The organism is Pseudoalteromonas sp. PPB1 (genome assembly GCF_015356275.1).
Classification (GTDB): domain Bacteria; phylum Pseudomonadota; class Gammaproteobacteria; order Enterobacterales; family Alteromonadaceae; genus Pseudoalteromonas; species Pseudoalteromonas rubra_D.
In genome coordinates this window covers 35,657-55,939 of record NZ_JACEQV010000025.1, presented here as the reverse complement: position 1 = coordinate 55,939, position 20,283 = coordinate 35,657, and the positions used below count along the sequence as shown (strand labels likewise).

15 protein-coding genes and 4 pseudogenes are annotated in these 20,283 nt (G+C 47.6%); 11 read left to right on the top strand and 8 right to left on the bottom strand.

All coding sequences use genetic code 11. The features are described 5' to 3' along the window. The first annotated feature begins 171 nt into the window (after positions 1 to 171). From IY568_RS19995 to IY568_RS19945, 11 genes and pseudogenes are all read left to right on the top strand, one after another. The gene (locus IY568_RS19995; RefSeq protein WP_010383473.1) at positions 172 to 435 is read left to right on the top strand and encodes a DUF4212 domain-containing protein; all 264 of its coding nucleotides are present in this window, start codon (positions 172 to 174) and stop codon (positions 433 to 435) included. 11 nt (positions 436 to 446) lie between these two features. Then, positions 447 to 2,171, top strand: coding sequence for a sodium:solute symporter family protein (locus tag IY568_RS19990; RefSeq protein ID WP_125559199.1), 1,725 nt, complete (start codon positions 447 to 449; stop codon positions 2,169 to 2,171). Between the two features lie 96 nt (positions 2,172 to 2,267). Then, positions 2,268 to 4,106 (top strand): annotated as a pseudogene (locus tag IY568_RS19985) (DUF294 nucleotidyltransferase-like domain-containing protein). Then, positions 4,103 to 4,720 (top strand): 3'-5' exonuclease, encoded by a 618-nt coding sequence (locus tag IY568_RS19980; protein ID WP_125559104.1) that lies wholly within the window; start codon positions 4,103 to 4,105, stop codon positions 4,718 to 4,720. Before IY568_RS19985 ends, IY568_RS19980 begins: the two are co-directional and overlap by 4 nt. Positions 4,721 to 4,877: 157 nt before the next feature. After that, on the top strand, positions 4,878 to 5,891 hold the full coding sequence (gene epd / locus IY568_RS19975) for an erythrose-4-phosphate dehydrogenase (RefSeq protein ID WP_194868494.1): 1,014 nt from the start codon (positions 4,878 to 4,880) through the stop codon (positions 5,889 to 5,891). Between the two features lie 31 nt (positions 5,892 to 5,922). Further along, on the top strand, positions 5,923 to 7,101 hold the full coding sequence (locus IY568_RS19970; protein WP_125559108.1) for a phosphoglycerate kinase: 1,179 nt from the start codon (positions 5,923 to 5,925) through the stop codon (positions 7,099 to 7,101). A 198-nt stretch (positions 7,102 to 7,299) separates the two neighbouring features. Next, positions 7,300 to 8,364, top strand: coding sequence for a class II fructose-bisphosphate aldolase (gene fba, locus IY568_RS19965; protein ID WP_010383466.1), 1,065 nt, complete (start codon positions 7,300 to 7,302; stop codon positions 8,362 to 8,364). 478 nt (positions 8,365 to 8,842) lie between these two features. Beyond that, positions 8,843 to 9,781 (top strand): porin, encoded by a 939-nt coding sequence (locus IY568_RS19960; RefSeq protein WP_125559110.1) that lies wholly within the window; start codon positions 8,843 to 8,845, stop codon positions 9,779 to 9,781. A 501-nt stretch (positions 9,782 to 10,282) separates the two neighbouring features. Beyond that, complete coding sequence (gene phoB, locus IY568_RS19955) at positions 10,283 to 10,972, top strand: phosphate regulon transcriptional regulator PhoB (RefSeq protein ID WP_010383464.1); 690 nt, start codon at positions 10,283 to 10,285, stop codon at positions 10,970 to 10,972. 56 nt (positions 10,973 to 11,028) lie between these two features. Further along, complete coding sequence (gene phoR / locus IY568_RS19950; RefSeq protein WP_125559114.1) at positions 11,029 to 12,357, top strand: phosphate regulon sensor histidine kinase PhoR; 1,329 nt, start codon at positions 11,029 to 11,031, stop codon at positions 12,355 to 12,357. A 76-nt stretch (positions 12,358 to 12,433) separates the two neighbouring features. Continuing rightward, positions 12,434 to 13,402, top strand: a complete 969-nt coding sequence (locus IY568_RS19945; RefSeq protein ID WP_010383461.1) for a PstS family phosphate ABC transporter substrate-binding protein — start codon at positions 12,434 to 12,436, stop codon at positions 13,400 to 13,402. Between the two features lie 293 nt (positions 13,403 to 13,695). Here the strand turns inward: IY568_RS19945 and IY568_RS19940 are convergent, their stop codons facing one another. The 8 genes and pseudogenes from IY568_RS19940 to sfsA all read right to left on the bottom strand — a co-directional run bounded on the left by IY568_RS19940 (position 13,696) and on the right by sfsA (position 20,217). Further along, complete coding sequence (locus IY568_RS19940; RefSeq protein WP_125559116.1) at positions 13,696 to 13,935, bottom strand: hypothetical protein; 240 nt, start codon at positions 13,933 to 13,935, stop codon at positions 13,696 to 13,698. Between the two features lie 79 nt (positions 13,936 to 14,014). Next, positions 14,015 to 14,868: pseudogene (gene panC, locus IY568_RS19935) on the bottom strand (pantoate--beta-alanine ligase). Then, positions 14,868 to 15,662 (bottom strand): 3-methyl-2-oxobutanoate hydroxymethyltransferase, encoded by a 795-nt coding sequence (gene panB, locus IY568_RS19930; RefSeq protein WP_125559119.1) that lies wholly within the window; start codon positions 15,660 to 15,662, stop codon positions 14,868 to 14,870. Before panB ends, panC begins: the two are co-directional and overlap by 1 nt. Before the next feature lie 55 nt (positions 15,663 to 15,717). Beyond that, positions 15,718 to 16,226, bottom strand: a pseudogene (folK, locus tag IY568_RS19925) (2-amino-4-hydroxy-6-hydroxymethyldihydropteridine diphosphokinase). Then, a pseudogene (pcnB, locus tag IY568_RS19920) lies at positions 16,223 to 17,583 on the bottom strand (polynucleotide adenylyltransferase PcnB). The pseudogenes folK and pcnB overlap by 4 nt, the downstream one beginning before the upstream one ends. A gap of 259 nt (positions 17,584 to 17,842) precedes the next feature. Further along, the gene (gluQRS, locus tag IY568_RS19915) at positions 17,843 to 18,787 is read right to left on the bottom strand and encodes a tRNA glutamyl-Q(34) synthetase GluQRS (RefSeq protein WP_194868493.1); all 945 of its coding nucleotides are present in this window, start codon (positions 18,785 to 18,787) and stop codon (positions 17,843 to 17,845) included. Positions 18,788 to 18,805: 18 nt separating this feature from the next. After that, on the bottom strand, positions 18,806 to 19,249 hold the full coding sequence (gene dksA, locus IY568_RS19910; RefSeq protein WP_010383453.1) for an RNA polymerase-binding protein DksA: 444 nt from the start codon (positions 19,247 to 19,249) through the stop codon (positions 18,806 to 18,808). Positions 19,250 to 19,509: 260 nt separating this feature from the next. Then, a complete protein-coding gene (gene sfsA / locus IY568_RS19905; protein ID WP_194868492.1) occupies positions 19,510 to 20,217 on the bottom strand; it encodes a DNA/RNA nuclease SfsA in 708 nt (235 codons plus the stop codon). Positions 20,218 to 20,283 lie beyond the last annotated feature (66 nt).

Below are 20,283 nucleotides of genomic sequence, written 5' to 3'. Positions count from 1 at the left end.
TTGATTTTATATATTTTGTTCAGCTTGGATATATCTTTGTTTTGCAGTTTACGTAAACGTAACCTTGTTGTTACGACTAAGGTCTCAATTTCTTCTTGACGCCCCATTGCTACAGTCAAAAGGTCATTAACACCAGCACATCGGCAACAGGTGTGTGAAAGGGGACTTATCATGGCTTTTAAAAGTGAAGAACAAGCAAAAGCATATTGGTCAGAGAATCTAGCCTTAATGTTTAAGCTATTAGTAGTGTGGTTTGTGGTGTCTTTTGGATGCGGCATTCTACTGGTTGATGTACTCAACGAGGTTCGCTTCTTCGGATTTAAGTTGGGTTTTTGGTTTTCGCAGCAGGGCGCAATTTATACCTTCGTTGCTTTGATTTTTGTCTATGTATTCAAAATGGATGCGCTGGACAAAAAATACGGCGTGGATGAATAAGGAGCGCTATGATGGATGTTCAAACTCTCACCTTTTTAATTGTTGGGCTTAGCTTTGCCCTCTACATCGGCATTGCTATCTGGGCGCGTGCCGGTTCAACCAATGAATTCTATGTTGCTGGTGGCGGTGTGCCGCCGCTGGCGAACGGCATGGCAACGGCTGCAGACTGGATGAGTGCAGCGTCATTTATTTCCATGGCAGGGATTATCTCATTTGCAGGTTACGACGGTGGCGTGTATCTGATGGGCTGGACCGGTGGTTATGTACTACTGGCACTGTGCCTGGCACCTTATCTGCGTAAATTTGGTAAATTCACTGTGCCGGACTTTATCGGCGACCGTTATTACTCTCAGGTAGCCCGTGTTGTCGCCATTTTGTGTGCGATTTTTATTTGCTTCACTTATATCGCCGGTCAGATGCGTGGTGTGGGTGTGGTGTTCTCTCGTTTTCTGGAAGTCGACATTGAAACTGGCGTTTATATCGGGATGGTGATCGTATTCTTCTATGCCGTCCTGGGTGGCATGAAAGGCATTACTTATACGCAGGTTGCGCAATATTGTGTACTGGTGTTTGCTTATTTGGTACCTGCTATTTTTATCTCTTTGATGATGACTGGCCACTTACTGCCGCAAACAGGTTTTGGTGGCACGCTGGCGGACGGCTCCGGAACCTATTTGTTGGATAAACTCGATGGACTCAGTACCGAACTCGGCTTTGCACAATACACCGAAGGGTCCAAGAGCATGATTGATGTCTTCGCTATTACAGCTGCTCTGATGGTCGGTACTGCTGGTTTGCCACACGTTATTGTGCGCTTCTTTACTGTACCAAAAGTAAAAGACACCCGTATTTCAGCTGCCTGGACTTTAGTTTTCATTGCCATTGTATACACCACCGCACCAGCGGTTGCGTCATTTGCCCGTGTGAATATGATTGACACTATCAATGGTAAAGATGGCAGTGGTACAGCGTATGCTGAAGCGCCAGAGTGGGTGAAAAACTGGGAAAGAACGGGTCTTATCACGTTCAATGATAAAAATGGTGACGGCAAAATGTTCTACTCTGCCGGTAAGATTGACGACCCGGCGAGCCGTAATGAAGTGAAAATCGACCGAGACATCATGGTACTGGCGAACCCGGAAATTGCAGACTTACCAGCCTGGGTGATTGCACTGGTCGCTGCAGGTGGTATAGCTGCTGCACTGTCGACTACAGCGGGCCTGTTACTGGTGATCTCCACCTCGGTCTCACATGATCTCCTCAAACGCACGCTTAAACCGGATATCAGTGATAAACAAGAGCTCCTGGCTGCACGTTTGTCGGCAATGGTGGCCATCGCAATCTCTGCTTATTTCGGTATTAACCCGCCCGGATTCGTGGCGTCGGTGGTGGCCTTTGCCTTTGGTCTGGCAGCAGCAAGCTTCTTCCCGGCGATCATTATGGGTATTTTCTCTAAACGTATGAACAAAGAAGGCGCCATCAGCGGTATGGTATGCGGTATTGGGTTCACGGCCGCCTACATTATCTACTTTAAATTTGTCAGTCCGGAACTGAACACGCCTGCGAATTGGTTATTTGGTATCTCACCGGAAGGGATTGGTATTATTGGTATGTTAGTGAACTTTGGTATTGCTGCCATTGTTATGAAGCTGACCGCTGAAACGCCAATTGAGGTGAAGCAAATGGTAGATGGGATCCGTAACCCGAAAGGATCGTCTGCTGCACATGCGCACTAAAGCGCAGCCTATCAGGTAGGGGGACTTTCTGATAGCAAAGAAACCAACTACTTCATGGCGAAAGCTGTGGAGTAGTTGTTATTTTTGGGAGGGGTTATGACGGCTCAGGTACAGGATGTGCTGACCTTTGTGCAGCAACAGGCGCCATTTGCTCAGCTGACCGACAGCGCGGTAGATTACTTTGTTGAGCATCTGGAAATCATTTACGTCAGCGCACAAAATCAGGCCCAGTGGTTCAAAAGTGATCAGCCCCAGCTTTATCTGGTGCGTTCCGGTCACTTTGATTTACGTTCGGAGCGGGGCGAATTGGTTACCCGGCTCGCTGAAGGCGATTACTTTGGTTATCCCTCGTTGCTAACCGGTGAACCAATCAGTAATCAACTGGAAGTGGTGCAGCCAGGGTTGGTATATGTGTTGCCACAATCGGCGTTTGATTTTCTCCGTCATGAATATAAACCTTTTGAGCAGTATTTTGTGCGTGCCCATGCCAAACGCCTGCTGTCCAGCCATTATAAAGATTCGGGAAACAGTTGGTCTGAACGTCCGGTCAGCGAGTTAATGAGCCGGGCTGCGGTGACTCTGGCGCCTGATGCCAGTATTCAGGACGCGGCCAAAGTCATGAAGCTGCATCGGGTGTCTTCAATCATGGTGATCGAGCACGACCAGTTAGCAGGAGTTGTGACGGATCGTGACTTGCGTAATCGGGTGCTGGCTGAGGGCCTTGATCCTGCCCGGGCTATCCGTGAGATCATGACGGCCAAACCGAAACACATCTTCGAAAACAATCGGATCTTTTCGGCATTGCATTTGATGCTCAAGCACAATATTCATCATCTGCCTGTACTCAATGAAGATCGTATGCCGATAGGTATGATCACCAGCACAGATCTTTTACGTCAGCAAAAAAGCGATCCGGTGCAATTGATCGGTCGGATCTATAAAGCATGCAGTTATGCCCAGGTGAAGCAGTTAGCGAAAGAGATCCCAGATCTATTGAGTGATTTTGCCAATAAGATCGAGGATATTTCACTGATCGGCCAGCTGCTCAGTGGGCTTAGTGATGCACTGACTGGACGTTTGATAGACCTATATCAGCAGCAGCATGGCAACGCACCCACTCCGTTTGCCTGGATCTGTTTTGGCTCCTAGGCGCGTGAAGAGCAAACCCTGCATTCAGATCAGGACAATGGTCTGCTGTTGCCCGAAGGTGTGACAGATGAACAAAGGCATTATTTTGCTCAGCTTGGTGCATTTGTCTGCCAGCAACTGGATGAATGTGGGATCCGGACTTGCCCGGGCAATATTATGGCAAGTAATCCGCAATGTCGCGGCACGCTCAGTGAATGGTGCGACAGGTTTACGAGCTGGATCCATACTCCGACACCCCATGCAATGCTTAACTGTAAGATCTATTTTGATCTGCGCTTTATTACCGGATCGGATGTTTTGTTCGGCCAATTTCTGCATCATTTAAATGAGATCCCGAAAAATGCGTTGTTTTATGCTGCGATGGCTGCTGATATTAATGCCAACACGGTGCCGATTGGTTTGTTTCAGCAGTTTAAGCTTCAGCAAGATAAGCACAAGCACAAATATCTGGACCTAAAAAAGCGCGGTGTGGTGATCATCAACGATGTTGTTCGTCTTTATGCGTTGCAAGCTGGGATCCGTAAAGCTAATACTCTGCAACGCTTACATGCGCTGAAAGGGCACAGAGTGCTCAGTGCTGAAGACATTGCTAACTTACAAGATTGCTGGCGCTATTTAACTCAGCTGCGTTTGCGTACTCAGATTGACAAAGAAGGCTTGCCGGAAAATTGCATTAATCCAGAGTATTTAAGCTCACTGGAGCGTCATCAGCTCAAAGAAGCATTTCAGTTGATCAAGCAGGCACAACAAGCATGTGCCTTCAAATTTGCCAGAGGTAGCCTGTGAGTTGGTTAACCCGATTACGTAACTGGCATACTTATCGTCATTTGAGATTGGAAGATGCTAACCTAATCGTCTTGGATCTGGAGTTGACTGGATTAGACCCAAAGCGGGACGAAATTGTCTCCGCCGCCTGGGTTGAGATCCGACAGGGTCGGATCACGCTTAGCACAGCCCGGCACATGTTGAATAAGGAAGTACGTCAGTTGGGACAAAGTCCGGTGATCCATGGTGTGGATGAGCAGGCATTAGCACAGGGAACCAGTTTGCGTGCATTACTACAACAACTGGCCGAGTTGTTCGAACAAGGTGTATTGGTATGCCACAACGCCATACTGGACTGGGGGTTTCTCAAGCGGGCATTTGTGTCTCATGGTATCTCTGTGCGTCCTGAATTGATCCTGGATACGATGCAGATTGAGAGAAATCGTTTGCTCAGACAAGGACAAACGCTGGCAGCGGACTGTCTTACATTGTCTGCCTGTCGTCAGCGTTATGGATTGCCGTCAGCTTGTGAGCATCATGCACTCAGTGATGCGCTGAGTACGGCTGAGCTCTTGCTCGCACAAAACAGCCAGTTTGGTGGGACACATGGGGCGTTACTCAGACAGCTGACGTAATTATTTTTGCATATCTCTTACACATTTGTGCCCGGTCGATTACAATAGCGCCATCTTAATACGGAAAGCTTGGGAATTTTATTCGCGTGCGGACGCTACACCGTGTATGCAGCAGGATTGAGCCCAATTTTTCACAACGTGGTGGATCTTCAACTTAATGACTATCAAACTGGCTATAAATGGTTTTGGTCGTATTGGTCGCAATATAGTGCGGGCTTTGTATGAATCTGGTCGCCAGTATGACATTCAAATCGTCGCTATAAATGAACTTGCCGATCCGCAGGGCATTGCTCATCTGCTGAAATACGATACCTCACATGGGCGTTTTTCTTTTCCTGTGCACCTTGATGCCCCCTATCTGACGGTTGGAGAAGATAAAATCCAACTGTTTAGCGAAGCCGATCCCAGCCATTTACCCTGGCATGCCCTCGATGTTGATGTTGTGTTAGAGTGTACTGGTGTATTTCATTCCCGCTTTCATGCCCAGGCACATTTGCGTGCAGGTGCCAAGAAAGTGCTGTTTTCTCATCCGGCTGACGCGGATGTCGATGCCACCATAGTGTATGGTATTAATGACAAAGAACTGCGTCCTGAACATGCCATCGTATCAAATGGCTCATGCACTACTAATTGTATTGTCCCTGTCATAAATGTATTGGATGATGCTTTTGGGATTGGCTCGGGCACCATTACAACGATCCATGCGTCTATGCATGATCAACAGGTGATTGATGCATATCACCCTGATCTGCGGCGTACCCGAGCGGCAAGTCAGTCTATTATCCCGGTGGATACAAAGTTAGCCCGTGGGATCGAGCGGATCTTGCCTAAGTTTCATGGTTGTTTTGAAGCCATTGCAGTGCGGGTACCCACCATTAATGTGACGGCAATGGATTTGAGCGTTACCCTCAACAGTGATGTGACGCTCGAACAAGTGAATAATGCATTACAACAGGCCGCATGTGGCCCGTTGAAAGGGATACTGGACTACACTGAAGAGCCTTTGGTCTCGGTGGATTTTAATCATGATCCACATTCCAGTATCATAGATGGTACCCAAACACGCGTCAGCCAGAAACGGTTGGCGAAGTTGCTGGTGTGGTGCGACAACGAGTGGGGATTTGCAAATCGCATGCTCGATACAGCCACAGCAATGACACAAGTTAATTAAAAACTCAGTATCGTTCTTGAAGGAGATGTCAATGTCAGTCATTAAGATGGCGGATTTAGATTTAAACGGCAAACGCGTTCTGATCCGTGAAGATCTTAACGTACCGGTGAAAGAAGGTAAGGTTACATCAGATGCCCGTATCAGAGCGTCTTTACCCACCATCAAACTTGCCCTGGAAAAAGGTGCCAAGGTTATGGTTATGTCTCACCTGGGTCGCCCAACGGAAGGGGAATACGATGCGCAGTATTCACTACAACCAGTTGTTGATTATCTAAACGACGCATTAGAGCAAAATGTGCGTCTCGTAGACAACTATCTGGATGGCGTTGATATCGCAGACAATGAAGTTGTGGTATTCGAAAACGTTCGCTTCAATGTTGGTGAAAAGAAGAACGATGAAGCGCTGTCTAAGAAGCTGGCGGCACTCTGTGACGTGTATGTGATGGATGCATTTGGCACGGCACACCGTGCTCAGGCGTCAACACATGGCGTTGGCTTGTTTGCTGATGTTGCGTGTGCAGGTCCATTACTGGCGGCTGAGCTGGATGCACTGGGCAAAGCCCTTGATAATCCCGCACGTCCTTTGGTTGCTATTGTTGGTGGATCTAAAGTGTCGACTAAGCTGACGGTACTTGATTCATTATCTAAAGTGGTTGATCAACTGGTTACCGGTGGCGGGATTGCAAATACCTTTATCGCCGCAGCGGGTAACCCGGTAGGTAAATCTCTGTATGAACCGGACCTGATTGATGAAGCGAACAAATTGAGTGACGCAGCACGCGCCAATGACGGAGATATCCCTGTACCAACTGACGTGGTGGTTGGTGATGAATTCTCTGAGTCTGCGGTTGCACAGATCAAAGATGTTGCGGAAGTACGTGACACTGACATGATCTTCGATATTGGTCCAGATACAGCCAATACCTTGGGTAAAATCATTGCCAACGCTGGTACTGTGGTTTGGAATGGTCCTGTTGGTGTATTTGAATTCGATCAATTCGGTAATGGTACTGAAGCGATTGCCAATGCGATTGCGAAGTCTAACGCTTTCTCAATTGCTGGCGGTGGTGATACCCTTGCCGCGATCGATAAATACGGCGTTGCAGATGAAATCTCATACATCTCGACAGGTGGTGGTGCGTTTTTAGAGTTCCTTGAGGGGAAAAAACTGCCAGCAGTCGCTATGCTTGAACAAAGAGCGAAAGCGTAATTCAAGCACGATGCTGCGCAATACGTTGCAGCATCAGATTTTTGGGCCGACAGATTGGTCCGGTTTTGAGACTCTCTCACATTTATTCTCAAAACAAACTGAGTGTGTAGCACTTACTATCTATCCCGTTCAAATCGATGAGTTCGAGCGCTGATCTGGAAATATCAGCTTCACTCATCAACAATTGGAGAAAGCACAATGGCTTTAATCAGTATGCGTCAATTGCTGGATCATGCCGCAGAGCATGGTTACGGCGTTCCTGCCTTTAACGTAAACAACCAAGAGCAAATGCGCGCTATTATGGAAGCGGCAGATAAAACCAATAGTCCGGTTATTGTTCAGGGCTCGGCAGGCGCACGTAAGTACGCAGGGGCACCGTTTATTCGCCATATGATTTTGGCCGCAGTAGAAGAATGGCCGCACATTCCGGTTGTTATGCACCAGGACCACGGTACCTCTCCGGGCGTCTGTCAGCGTTCAATTCAGCTTGGCTTTTCATCGGTCATGATGGATGGTTCTTTGATGGAAGATGGTAAAACACCATCAAGCTATGAGTACAATGTTGATGTAACGCGACGCACTGTAGAAATGGCACACGCTGGTGGTGTATCTGTTGAGGGTGAGCTGGGTGTACTGGGTTCATTAGAAACGGGTGAAGCTGGTGAAGAGGATGGCATTGGTGCAGTAGGTAAATTGTCTCATGATCAACTGCTGACCGATCCTGAAGAAGCGGCTGACTTCGTCAAGAAAACAGGTGTTGACGCACTGGCTATTGCCTGTGGTACGTCTCATGGTGCATACAAGTTTACGCGTCCACCAACGGGTGACATCCTTGCAATCAATCGCATCAAAGAGATCCACGCACGTATCCCGAATACCCATTTGGTTATGCACGGTTCTTCATCGGTGCCTCAGGAGTGGCTGGCTGTTATCAATGAGTTTGGCGGTGAGATCCCTGAGACGTATGGTGTACCGGTTGAGCAGATCGTTGAAGGCATCAAGCACGGTGTACGTAAGGTGAACATTGACACCGATTTACGTTTAGCTGCGACTGGCGCCATTCGCCGTCACCTGGCACATAACCCGGCTAACTTTGATCCTCGTAAGTACCTTGCTGAAGCAACGAAAGCGATGACAGAGATTTGTGTTGCGCGTTACGAAGCGTTTGGTACTGCAGGCCATGCAAGCCGCATTAAGCCAATCTCTTTGGATGATATGCACCTGAAATATCTGTCAGGTGAGCTGGATCCCCAGATCAAATAAATACTAACACGACACAATCTGGTTAGTGTTAAATGCCGCAGCTCATATACTGCGGCATTTTTGTTTGCGTTGTTTGTCTCTTTGCAGACATGTCGATCCTGTTGGGATCAGAATTTTACCTACCTAGGTTAACAGGGATCAGATCTTGACTAAGTAACGAGAGCACAAACGTTCCGGGATCATGATCTTACTAAGTCAGGCAAGGATCTGAGTGTATCACCTTATTGGATCCGATCTAAAATCAATAAGTTAGCTTGTTCGCAGTGCCGGACCTGGCAAAATAGATCATTGTGGTTAGTAAAAGTATGATCCCGATCGGATCTTGTTGGTATAAATTTGATCTCTGACATTTTAACTTAGAAAAACTTTGATCCAGCGGTACATCACTTGATCTCTGATACAGAGCGTCTAGCTTTAAATAATACTCTATTCTGCTCACATTGATTTTTATTGGGGTCAAAGTATGAAGAAATGCTTTATGGCTGCCCTTATTGGGTGTTCTGCGCTGGCTTGCATGGAAGTACAGGCTGAAGAGCTCAAGGTTTACGGTCGCGCCCATTTGGGTGTGGCAAACAGTGATACGGGAAGTGGTTCAGACACTTCAGTTGAGAGCTATGCCTCCAGAATGGGGATCAAAGGCGGAGCAGACATAGACACAGGGATCTCTGCGTTTTATAAGTTGGAATTTCAGGTTGAAATGTCCGAAAACGACAATGACGGTAAGTCCGAAGAGAATATTACGGCCCGCTCACAGTATGTGGGTATTAAGGGCCGGTTTGGCCAGGTTTTAGTGGGGCGGGCTGACACGCCTATGAAGAAGTCTCAGGGAAAAGTGGATCTCATGAATGACTTCAACGCCGACATCAAAAGTTTTTTTGTGGGTGAAAACCGCCTTGGCGACACATTGCAATATACAACTCCTTCATTGAATCATCTCAAATTTACGGTTAGCTATATCAGTGAGGACAACAGTAAACAAAACGGCGAAAGTGGGCTGTCTATGGCGGCCTCTTATGGTGACAGTAAGCTGAAGAAAACCGCGATTTATGCCAGTGTAGCACGTGATGAAGAAGTCGCTGGCCAGGACATCACTCGTGTTACTGTTCAGGGTAAAGTGGCCAAAGTGACCTTGGGTGCCAGCTATCAGCAAAGTGAAGCGGTGGACAGCAATGATACGGTAGACAGCTATGTGGCCAGCGCATCATTGAAGTTAGACAGTGGCTACAAGCTACTAGCGCAATATCAGAACTCAGATGGCGCCTCCGGCAAGCTGAAAGACTCTGGTGATGCAGTTTCCATTGGGGTTGAGAAAAGCCTGTCAAAGCAAACGAGAATGTATCTTTGGTACACTAAAATCGATCTCGATAATGAGGCGGATCAAGATCATATGGCACTGACCTTGAGGTATGACTTTTAGTCCACAAGCCGCGCCCTTGCTCAATAGCGTGATATTTGATTGGGCTTGCATTAGGCAGTGTTACACTTAATGGCGGTGTAACATTGCACAGTCCATAGGGCGAAATAAACCCTGTAACCCAAATACAGCTATATTAAGGTACCGTTATAACTCGGTCTGAGTACTCTGTTTAAGGGCTGAGCATCATGTCAAAGAATGGCTTTGTAAATGAACTTAAATGGCCCGTATGTCTAGCGTTACGTGACGTTTACAGGGTTTGCTTTACTTTGTGTGCGCGTCAAGCGACAAAACAAACCTGACTAAACAAAGATTTAACCCACTTGTTGGTTAAAGCAAGCTGGTAGCCAGGTGAAACTTACGTTTTTTCAGTATTATAGCTTTGTATTTGTTTGGCCCTATTTTTTTCCCAATTGTCATCTTTTATCACTTGGTATTTCATAAAACTGTCATACTTAGTCATAATAATGAAACCCACTTCGGTAACGTAAGAGATAAATGGGAATGTCACGTAAAGTACTGGTAGTTGATGACGAAGCACCGATCAGAGAAATGTTGGTGTTTGTGTTGGAACAAAATGGTTTTCAAGCCATTGAAGCTGAAGACTATGATTCTGCAATTGCAGCTATGGTTGAGCCTTATCCTGATATGGTGTTATTGGACTGGATGTTGCCAGGAGGCAGCGGTATTCAGATTGCCAAAAAGTTTAAACAAAGCGAATACACCAGACAAATCCCGATTATCATGCTAACAGCACGTGGGGAAGAAGAAGATAAGGTCAAAGGATTGGAAGTGGGTGCAGACGACTACGTTACTAAACCTTTCTCTCCAAAAGAATTAATGGCACGTATCAAGGCAGTGATGCGCCGGGTTTCTCCCACTTCACTGGAAGAGGCCATTGAAGTGCACGGGTTACGTCTGGATCCAATATCACACCGAGTAACCTCTGCTGGTAATGAGCTGGAAATGGGGCCTACTGAATTCAGATTACTGCATTTCTTTATGACGCACCCGGAGCGTGTTTATAGCCGTGAACAGTTGCTGGATCACGTTTGGGGCACTAATGTGTATGTTGAAGATCGTACAGTGGATGTTCATATCCGTCGCTTACGCAAAGCGATTGCACCATTGGGCCATGATCGCCTGGTACAAACCGTACGCGGTGCTGGTTATCGCTTCTCAAGTAAGCTGTAAAGCACCTGGCGCTATGGTAGGCTAACCGTGGCGCATTTTCTTTAGGATCATTTTGTATGTATAGGGTGATTGATAAACAGGCGTTATTGAAACGCCTGTTTTTGTATTTCCTGCCATTAACCCTGATTGGGATCTTATTAGGCGCACCGTTTGTTTTACTCTTTATCGGTGCCATGGTGCTATTGATCTGGCATTATCAACAATTGTATCGACTGAGTGACTGGCTGATCAATCAGCGCAGTTTTAATCCACCAGAAGGATCGGGCGCCTGGGAGCAGATCTTTGAAGGGATTTACCAACTACAGCACCGCAACCGCAAAAAACGCAATGAGCTGGCTGAATTGATCCGACGCTTTCGCGAAGGTGCCGAAGCGGTACCTGATGCCGTGATTGTAATGCAACAGGATCTCAGTATTGTCTGGTGTAACCAGCTTGCTCTTAAAGTGCTGGGTCTGCAATGGCCGACTGATCATGGGCAACGCCTGGATAATCTGATCCGCGATCCTAAATTCGTCAAATATATGCAGGCTCATGATTTTCATGATCCTCTGGAGATGGAATCGGGGCATGGTGGAGAGCGCGTATTAGAATTTCGGGTTATGCCCTACGCAGAGCAGTTAATGATGGTGGTACGTGACATCTCCAGGCTAAAACAGCTGGAGCAGATGCGTAAAGACTTTGTCGCTAATGTTTCTCATGAACTGCGTACACCACTAACGGTGGTGACGGGTTATCTGGAGATGATGGAAGGCGATAACATGCCGCCGCCTGCAATGTGGAACAAAGCGCACCACACTATGATAGAGCAGTGCAAACGGATGGACAGTTTGGTGAATCAATTGCTCTCTTTATCCCGCATTGAAGGGCAACGTAACCAGGACAATGATAAAGCGGTGAATGTACCTGCTATGCTGGCTCTGATCCAGACTGAAGCCAATTCGTTGAATCAGGACAAACATCATGAGATTGAGTTTAACGTTGATCAGTCGCTGGATATTAAAGGGTGTGTTGATGAGCTGCGTAGCGCCTTTTCTAATCTGGTATTCAATGCCATTCATTACACTAAGCCGGGTGGAAAAATCACTGTGAACTGGTTCCTGGAATCAGATCGTGCCCGCTTTTCTGTCATTGATAATGGTGATGGGATTGCGCCTGAGCACATAAACCGGCTCACTGAGCGTTTCTACCGTGTGGACAAGGCGCGTAGCCGCAAAACTGGTGGCTCAGGGCTGGGTCTGGCTATCACTAAACACGTTTTGTCACGTCATGACTCACACCTGGAAATTGACAGTACACTGGGCAAAGGATCGCGATTCTCATTTGCCTTTGAAAAAGAAAAACGCATTTTTATGACAAATACCGAAAGTCATAAAAGTGTCATTTGAGAGTAATTTTATTGTCATTTGTTTTCTGCACAATGTGCTCAGAAATTAAATGGGAAGAACATTTGGAGTGACCCCAATGAAATTTAAAAGCTTAGTTGCCGCAATGGGTGTGGCTGTAACAACACTGGTATCTGCTCAAGCCTCTGCACTTGATAAGAATCTACCTGAGTACAACAAAACCAGCGGTATCTCAGGTAACTTTTCATCTGTGGGTTCCGACACACTGGCTAACATGATGACCTTTTGGGCTGAAGAGTACAAACGTATTTACCCTAACGTGAACATTCAAATTCAGGCTGCAGGTTCTTCTACTGCGCCACCGGCTTTGACAGAAGCGACAGCCAACTTTGGTCCAATGAGCCGTAAGATGAAGTCGAAAGAAATCGAAGCGTTTGAAAAGCGTTATGGTTATAAGCCGACTGAAGTTCGTGTTGCTATCGATGCATTGGCAGTATTTGTACACAAAGATAACCCAATTCAGGGCCTGCGTATCGACCAGGTTGATGCTATTTTCTCATCAACGCGTAAGTGTGGTGCTTCTGAGCAAGTTGAGCGCTGGAGCGACTTAGGTCTGTCTGGTGACTGGGGTAGCAAAGACATTCAGTTGTATGGTCGTAACTCAGTATCAGGTACTTACGGTTACTTTAAGAAAAAAGCCCTGTGTAAAGGTGACTTCCGTAACAACGTAAACGAACAGCCAGGTTCAGCCTCAGTGGTTCAGTCAATCTCTTCATCAGTGAATGCAATTGGCTACTCAGGCATTGGTTATAAGACATCTGGTGTACGTACTGTACCGCTGTCGAAAAAAGGCGACAACTTTGTTGATGCGACGCTAGACAATGTTGCTAAGGGTAAGTACCCGCTGTCTCGTTTCCTATACCTTTACGTGAATAAGCACCCGAACAAGCCGCTTTCTCCAATTGAAGCTGAGTTCCTGAAAATGGTGCTGTCAAAAGAAGGTCAGAAGATTGTAGAGAAAGATGGTTATGTACCACTTTCAAGCCAGCTTGCAAGCAAAGAGCTTAAGAAGCTAGGCCTGCTATAAGCTTTGCACGGAAAGAAAAAACCGCTCTAAGAGCGGTTTTTTTATACCAATTTGCTTAATTAAGTGAGCTATTTTGAGGCGAAAAAATAGGGTCGATAGCACCGCTCCCGCGTCCTGCTATCGCTGAGGCACCTACATCCCTATAGGCGAGGCAAAAATTTGTGAACCTATGTCTAAGGTATAAGGTTCTAAATGAGAAATTTTTAACGCTGTTAGCGTCCTAGTTGCTCCTTCAAATAGACCAGGTATTAAGTGAAATTGGTATTATGTCCAATTTTTGCCTGCAATAGTTTTTAATACAAGGTGCTATTACGCTGCTGCTGAGTGAGCTGCTCAGCCTGTGCCTTACATTGGTTAAACGACTCAATACATCCATCGCTACACACCTGCATGGCCATTGATTGAGGGTTGGCACGTTGCTCGCAGCTTTGTTCACATTGATAGTTTTGTTGTGCGCACTGGTTCAGTTCGGGGGAATTGGTATTGCTACAGCCTGCCAATAGCAAGGCGATAATCGATATCTGTGATTTCATGAGACAGTCCTGCAAGAGAGTAATTTAAATTAGGATCCCACAGCGCTGTGCGCCGAGAACTCAGGGATCCTATACATTGTTATGCGTCGGTGAGGACCTGGATATTGTCGATTAGTCTCACCTGGCCGAGGTAAGCCGCAGCCAAAATGACAAACTCACCGTCTTCCAGTGTAGCAGGTTTTAGGCTCTGTCTTTGTGCTATAGAGAAGTAATCAGGTTGAAGTCCGGCAGCTTCAAGTACAGACTTTGCTGTTTGCTCCAGCGTTGCATAATCGCGCACGCCTTGTTGAAGTTGCAGTGCTGTCTCACTCAGTACCTGATACAGTTGCTTCGCGGTATCTTTTTCTTGTTCAGACAAATAGCCATTGCGTGAACTCATTGCCAGCCCGGAAATTTCCCGCTGAGTCGGCACGCCAATAATTTCAATAGGCATCGACAAGTCGCGTACCATGGTCTTGATAACCTGAAGTTGCTGATAGTCTTTTTCACCAAAACAGGCGAAGTCAGGTTGTACCAGGTTGAATAACTTAGTGACGACTGTTGCAACGCCTCTGAAGTGGCCGCTGCGACTGCGCCGCAATAGCCCTCTGATACACCTGGGACATCGACATAGCTCTGTGTGTCGAGCCCATTTGGATAGATGGCATCAACGCTGGGGGTGAAGACAATGTCAGTGTCTAGTTCTGCTAAGCCTTGTTTGTCCTGAGTGAGTGTCCGTGGATACTTGTCCAGATCTTCGTTGGCACCAAATTGCATTGGATTGACAAAAATACTGACTACCACTTTGTCTGCCAGGGTTTTAGCCTTCTCAACCAGTGAAAAGTGTCCTTGATGCAGATTGCCCATGGTGGGTACAAAGGCGATGCTTTGCCCCTGCTGTCGCCAGGCTTTGATTTGGCTACGCAGAGATTTTATTTCTGTAATTGATTGCATTAGTTAAACTCGTGTTCCTGAGAGGGGAATGCTCCGCTCTTCACATCGGCGCAAAACTTTTCGACCGCCTCAGGCATGTTGCCCGTCTCGGCGAGGAAGTTTTTTGAAAACTTAGGAATATAGCCTGCAGAGATACCGACCAGGTCGTGCATAACCAGGATTTGGCCGTCGGTGTCTTTGCCCGCTCCGATACCAATGACCGGAATACTCAGCGCTTCACTGATGCGTTTTGCCAGTGCAGAAGGGATGCATTCAACAACGAGTAGTTGTGCACCAGCATTTTCTAATGCAATGGCATCAGCAACCATTTTCTCCGCCTGCGCGTCTTCCCGGCCCTGAATTTTAAAGCCGCCAAAGACATTCACGGACTGTGGCGTTAGACCTAAATGCCCACACACAGGGATGCCTTGCTGGGTGAGTAAACGAATAGAGTCCAGCAGCCATTCACCGCCTTCCAGTTTGACCATATTTGCGCCTGAACGCATTAACGTCGCCGCGTTTTCGCACGCTTGTGCCGGGTTAGCGTAGCTCATAAAGGGCATATCTGCGATCACAAATAGCTCTTTGCTACCAGCTCGGACACAGCGCGTATGATAGGCGATATCAGCAGTGGTCACAGCCAGCGTATCTTCGCCGCCTTGCAGTACCATACCTAATGAATCGCCGACCAGAATAATGTCAACGCCGTTGTCGTAAAACAGCTTAGCAAAGCTGGCATCGTATGCCGTCAGTGCGGTGATTTTTGTTCCTTCACGTTTTTTCTTGGCCAATGTTGAAACGGTTACTTTAGCCATATTTCCCCCTTTGTGATCAATTCGATGCTGAGCGCACTGTGGCCCTCAAGTCGTGCTATGCAAGCGACGCTGCAACAGGATACTGACTAATGGGTGTCAGCCCGTTACGTGGTAACCTTGTGGCGATGTCCGCCAGTGCCTGGCCTGTAGGTAAAATGAGTTCGGGTGCTATCTCCAATAATGGAAAGACCACAAATTCACGTTCACATAAGCCATAATGTGGCACGATCAGTCTTTGCGTTGCTATCTGTGCATCGTTGTATAGCAGAATATCTAAGTCTAAGGTACGTGGACCCCAACGTTCGGCCTTGCGTACCCGGCCATGTTGCTGCTCAATCTGCTGCAGCAAATCGAGTACCTCAATGGCGGGTAGATCCGTGATAAGTTTGGCAACGGCGTTCACATAGTCGGGTTGTCCTGCGGACCCATAGGTTTTGAGGCATAAAAGCTGGAGACCTGCGCGAGCGTCAGTACAGGCGATGTGTTCAGGGCATCCAGCGCATTACGTAGCTGTGCCTCAGGGGCGTTAAGGTTCGCCCCCAGTCCAATATAAACGGTGTTCATGATTCGGGATTAGGCTTTCTGCGCGGTTTGTTTCTAGGACGGCGTCTGCGTCTTTCTGAGCCACCTGAGCGTTGACCCAGGGCTTTTACCATCTCTTTTTGTCCAGACACGTCTTGTTGTAAATAGTCAGTCCACCACTGTGCCAGCTCTTGCTGCTCTGTTTCGCCACTTTCAACTCGTAGCAGCAGGAAATCATATCCTGCTTTGAATCTGGGTTGCAGGCTGAGACGATAGCGCGTTGGCCACCGCGTTTATCCAGGCGCTGCTGAATGTGCCAGATGTCTCGTGCACCCAGTGTAAAGCGCTTGGGCACGGCAATATGACGCGCATTCTCGGCCAGAACCTGACTGATTGCCTGCATAAAGGCATCATACTCGTTCATGCCTTCTGCTATCAGCGTGTTGCAACGATCGCGCAGTGGGAACCATAACAGGGCTGCATAGATAAAGGCCGGAGTGACCTTTTTATCTGCGTTGATGCGATCGTCCGTATTGGCAAACATTTTCTGGATAAAGGTAATTTCAAATTCACTGTCCGCGTTATCCAAAATGGCGTCCACGGCCGGAAATAGCTGTTTAAACAGACCGTATTTTCTGAGCATCAGGAAGTTAGCTTCGGCCTTGCCACCTAAAAAGAGTTTCAGAGTTTCTTCAAACAAGCGGGCTGGTGGAATGTTACCAAGCAACGGGGCCAGTTCAGCAATCGGCGCTTCAGTTGGCCCGGCAATGCTCATATCCAGCTTTGTGGCAAAACGCACCGCGCGTAACATACGAACCGGATCTTCGCGATAACGGGTTTCAGGGTCGCCGATGAGCTCTATTTTACGGTGCTCAATGGCCGCAATACCACCGGCAAAATCTCGGATGCTAAAGTCGTTAATAGAATAATAAAGTGCATTAATTGAAAAGTCGCGGCGCTGTGCATCTTCCTCAATGGTGCCATACACATTATCGCGCAGCAGCTGACCCTGGTCGCTCGACTGACTGGTCGGGTCCGGATTGTCCTGTGCCTGATGGTGGCCGCGCATGGTGGCCACTTCAATAATTTCCCGACCGAAAACGATGTGCGCAAGGCGAAAGCGGCGGCCGATTAAACGACAGTTACGAAATAGCTTTTTGACTTGTTCAGGTGTGGCGTTGGTAACTACGTCGAAATCTTTCGGCTCAATCCCTAACAAAATATCACGAATACAACCACCGACCAGATAGGCGTCATAGCCGCCATCTTTAAGTCGATACAGCACTTTGATTGCATTGGGGCTAAATTGTTTGCGCGAGATTGCATGCTCACTGCGTGGTATCAACACAGGTGTAGCGCTGCATGTCACGGTTCCTACCGGATCTTTGCCTTTAACTATCTGGCGGCAAAGCTTAATAATTTTGGAAATAATAACGACTCTCCTAACGACCCTGAACAATCAATATTGCGTGCAATAATGCATACACACTCACCATACGGCCATAGAACTTGTTTTAGTTTGTATAGTGTAGGCGAATTAACGAGGCCCGCTATCATATACTCAAATGGGGTCAAATTGAAGGAGCGGACGTGGATTCATGATTAAAAATCCAACATGAGATTGAGTGCCAGGACCTGGGGGATAGGTGGCTGTGGACTCAGGCGGTCAACCGGGTAAAGTCATAGTGTCCATCGTTTAACAAGGAAACCTGGATCTCACGATGACGCGGTAAAGCTTGCAAGGTAAATTGCTGTTCGGCCCAGCGCAGAATGGTAGGTACTGAGTCGTGTTGCAATTCGTCTGGAACAGGTAAGCCCAGAAAGCGCAGTGCGGCACACAAAGCAGGCTGCGGCCTGGTATTGTCGATAGCGGGTGCATGGTTTTGCTTGGACAATTTAAAGCCGGGCTGTGCCACTGCAAGCGAGACATGGGCATAGTCTGGTGCGTCGCCAACAAGCTGTGTGAACAAGCTGATCTGGCGTGCGGTGGGCTCCAACAGATCGGCACCGCGCACAATGCGGGTAATTTGCTGGTCAATGTCATCAACGACCACGACTAACTGGTAAGCAAACAGGTCGTCACGGCGTTTTACGATATAGTCTTCTTCAGCCAGAGCGTTGCTCAGTTGCACCTCACCCTGAAGCAGATCGGTGAATGAATAAACGGGTTGAGTTTGAGTAAGTCGCAGCGCGTTACCTTCAGGCGAAAGCTGTCGAGCCCGGCAATGGTTATCATAAATGCCACCGCGTTGCTTGAGCGCTTTGCGGGTGCAGCTGCAAGGGTAGATCAGATCTGCGGCACTTAGCTGCGCCAGTACATCCTGATATAAGTCGTGGCGCTGGCTTTGATAAACCACTTCGCCATCCCAATGCAGACCATAGGCATCCAAAGTTCTGAGAATCTCATCGGCGGCACCTGCAACCACTCTGGGAGTGTCTATGTCTTCCATGCGAACCAACCACTGACCGTGATTGATTTTGGCATCGAGATAACTGGCAAGTGCGGCTATCAAAGAGCCGAAATGGAGTGCACCGGAGGGAGAGGGAGCAAATCGACCTCGATAGCTCCCGGACAGATAATCGCTATTAAACTGGGGTAGCATAGCTAAGACGAACGTGTGTTAGCCCCGGCCTTGTTGTTTTTCTTTTATTTCAGCGATTGATTTACAGTCTACACATAGGTCCGCTGTTGGACGGGCCTCAAGGCGGCGAATACCAATTTCAATGCCACATGAGTCACAATAACCGAAATCGTCGTCTTCGATAAGTTGTAGTGTTTTTTCAATTTTCTTGATTAGCTTACGCTCACGGTCGCGGGTACGCAGTTCCAAAGAAAACTCTTCTTCCTGTGCTGCACGATCGACTGGATCAGGGAAGTTTGCCGCTTCATCTTGCATGTGGCTCTTAGTGCGGTCAACTTCGTTACGAAGATCGCTACGCCACGCTTCCAGTAATTTTTTGAAATGCGCACGCTGTGCGTCATTCATATATTCTTCACCCGGCTTTTCCTGATAAGGTTCTAAACCGGCTTGAGCCAACAACCCTAGTTTTTTCTGGTCTGGCATAGCATTCTCCTAAATCCTTAATAAACAACCCCAGCTAACGCCGGCGGCTATAGATAGCAAAATCTTTACCCCTTGGCAAACACTTTTTGCTTGTTAGACCACTCCCGGTTTGAAGGTATGATCGGAATCACAAAGTCGCGACGGACGGGGGTCACACTGACATTTGCAGCTATATGGAGGCAAATTTTCTACTTTCAAGCTTAATACTCATTATACTGCACTTTTTATGCCGTAAGATCACTGTTGTATATCATGCTAGTTTAGCGCTCAGCAAAGGGAAGTGCCTTGGTGAGTATGATTTCCTGGGTTGAGACTTCGGCCCGGTAGGCATAGATCTCCACCCCATGTGTCAGCGCTTCCTCAATCAGTGCGGCGTACTTGCTGTCGATATGGGCAGCTGGTTTGACCTGATTGATACCGTTGTGCATGACAACAAACAGCAGCACGGCGCGCATGCCTTGCTGGCGAGTCTGGATCAGTTCGCGCAGATGTTTTTGGCCTCGGGTGGTCTGGGCATCCGGAAAATAGCCTTGCTCCTGTTCGAGTAGAGTGACAGATTTCACTTCTATGTAACAGTCAGGCTTGTCCTGATCCTGAAGTAAGATGTCGATGCGGCTATTCTCTGTGCCGTATTTCACTTCGCTGCGTCGTGTCTGGTAGCCTCTTAGTTCGGGAATGCGGTCCTGTTCAAGCGCTTCTATGGCAACCTTGTTGGCCACTGCTGTATTCACGCAGATCAGGTCACCATCTTGATTTTCGGTCAGTTCTAACGAGTGTGGATATTTGCGTTTCGGGTTGTCACTGGTTGAGTAGTAGGCACCAAAGCCGGGGTCAGCACATCCTGTCATTTTGCCTGTATTAGCGCAATGAACGGTGAACTCTTCTTGTGTATCGTTGCGCAAGTCAACCAAAAAGCGCTTATAGCGTTTTAGTAAGGTGGCTTTTGCCAGTGGGACGTGAAACTTCATAGATTAATCGCATTCATTTGGGGCATTTTGCCCGCTAGTGTACACTGCAAGTAACTAATAAGCGCA

Bases quoted from the DNA above. Each gene is read 5' to 3' on its own strand.
- IY568_RS19990 (WP_125559199.1), top strand. From the start codon at position 447: ATGGATGTTCAAACTCTCACCTTTTTAATTGTTGGGCTTAGCTTTGCC.
- IY568_RS19945 (WP_010383461.1), top strand. From the start codon at position 12,434: ATGAAATTTAAAAGCTTAGTTGCCGCAATGGGTGTGGCTGTAACAACA.
- phoR (WP_125559114.1), top strand. From the start codon at position 11,029: ATGTATAGGGTGATTGATAAACAGGCGTTATTGAAACGCCTGTTTTTG.
- IY568_RS19940 (WP_125559116.1), bottom strand. From the start codon at position 13,935: ATGAAATCACAGATATCGATTATCGCCTTGCTATTGGCAGGCTGTAGC.
- epd (WP_194868494.1), top strand. From the start codon at position 4,878: ATGACTATCAAACTGGCTATAAATGGTTTTGGTCGTATTGGTCGCAAT.
- phoB (WP_010383464.1), top strand. From the start codon at position 10,283: ATGTCACGTAAAGTACTGGTAGTTGATGACGAAGCACCGATCAGAGAA.
- dksA (WP_010383453.1), bottom strand. From the start codon at position 19,249: ATGCCAGACCAGAAAAAACTAGGGTTGTTGGCTCAAGCCGGTTTAGAA.
- fba (WP_010383466.1), top strand. From the start codon at position 7,300: ATGGCTTTAATCAGTATGCGTCAATTGCTGGATCATGCCGCAGAGCAT.
- panB (WP_125559119.1), bottom strand. From the start codon at position 15,662: ATGGCTAAAGTAACCGTTTCAACATTGGCCAAGAAAAAACGTGAAGGA.
- IY568_RS19970 (WP_125559108.1), top strand. From the start codon at position 5,923: ATGTCAGTCATTAAGATGGCGGATTTAGATTTAAACGGCAAACGCGTT.
- sfsA (WP_194868492.1), bottom strand. From the start codon at position 20,217: ATGAAGTTTCACGTCCCACTGGCAAAAGCCACCTTACTAAAACGCTAT.
- IY568_RS19960 (WP_125559110.1), top strand. From the start codon at position 8,843: ATGGCTGCCCTTATTGGGTGTTCTGCGCTGGCTTGCATGGAAGTACAG.
- IY568_RS19995 (WP_010383473.1), top strand. From the start codon at position 172: ATGGCTTTTAAAAGTGAAGAACAAGCAAAAGCATATTGGTCAGAGAAT.
- gluQRS (WP_194868493.1), bottom strand. From the start codon at position 18,787: ATGCTACCCCAGTTTAATAGCGATTATCTGTCCGGGAGCTATCGAGGT.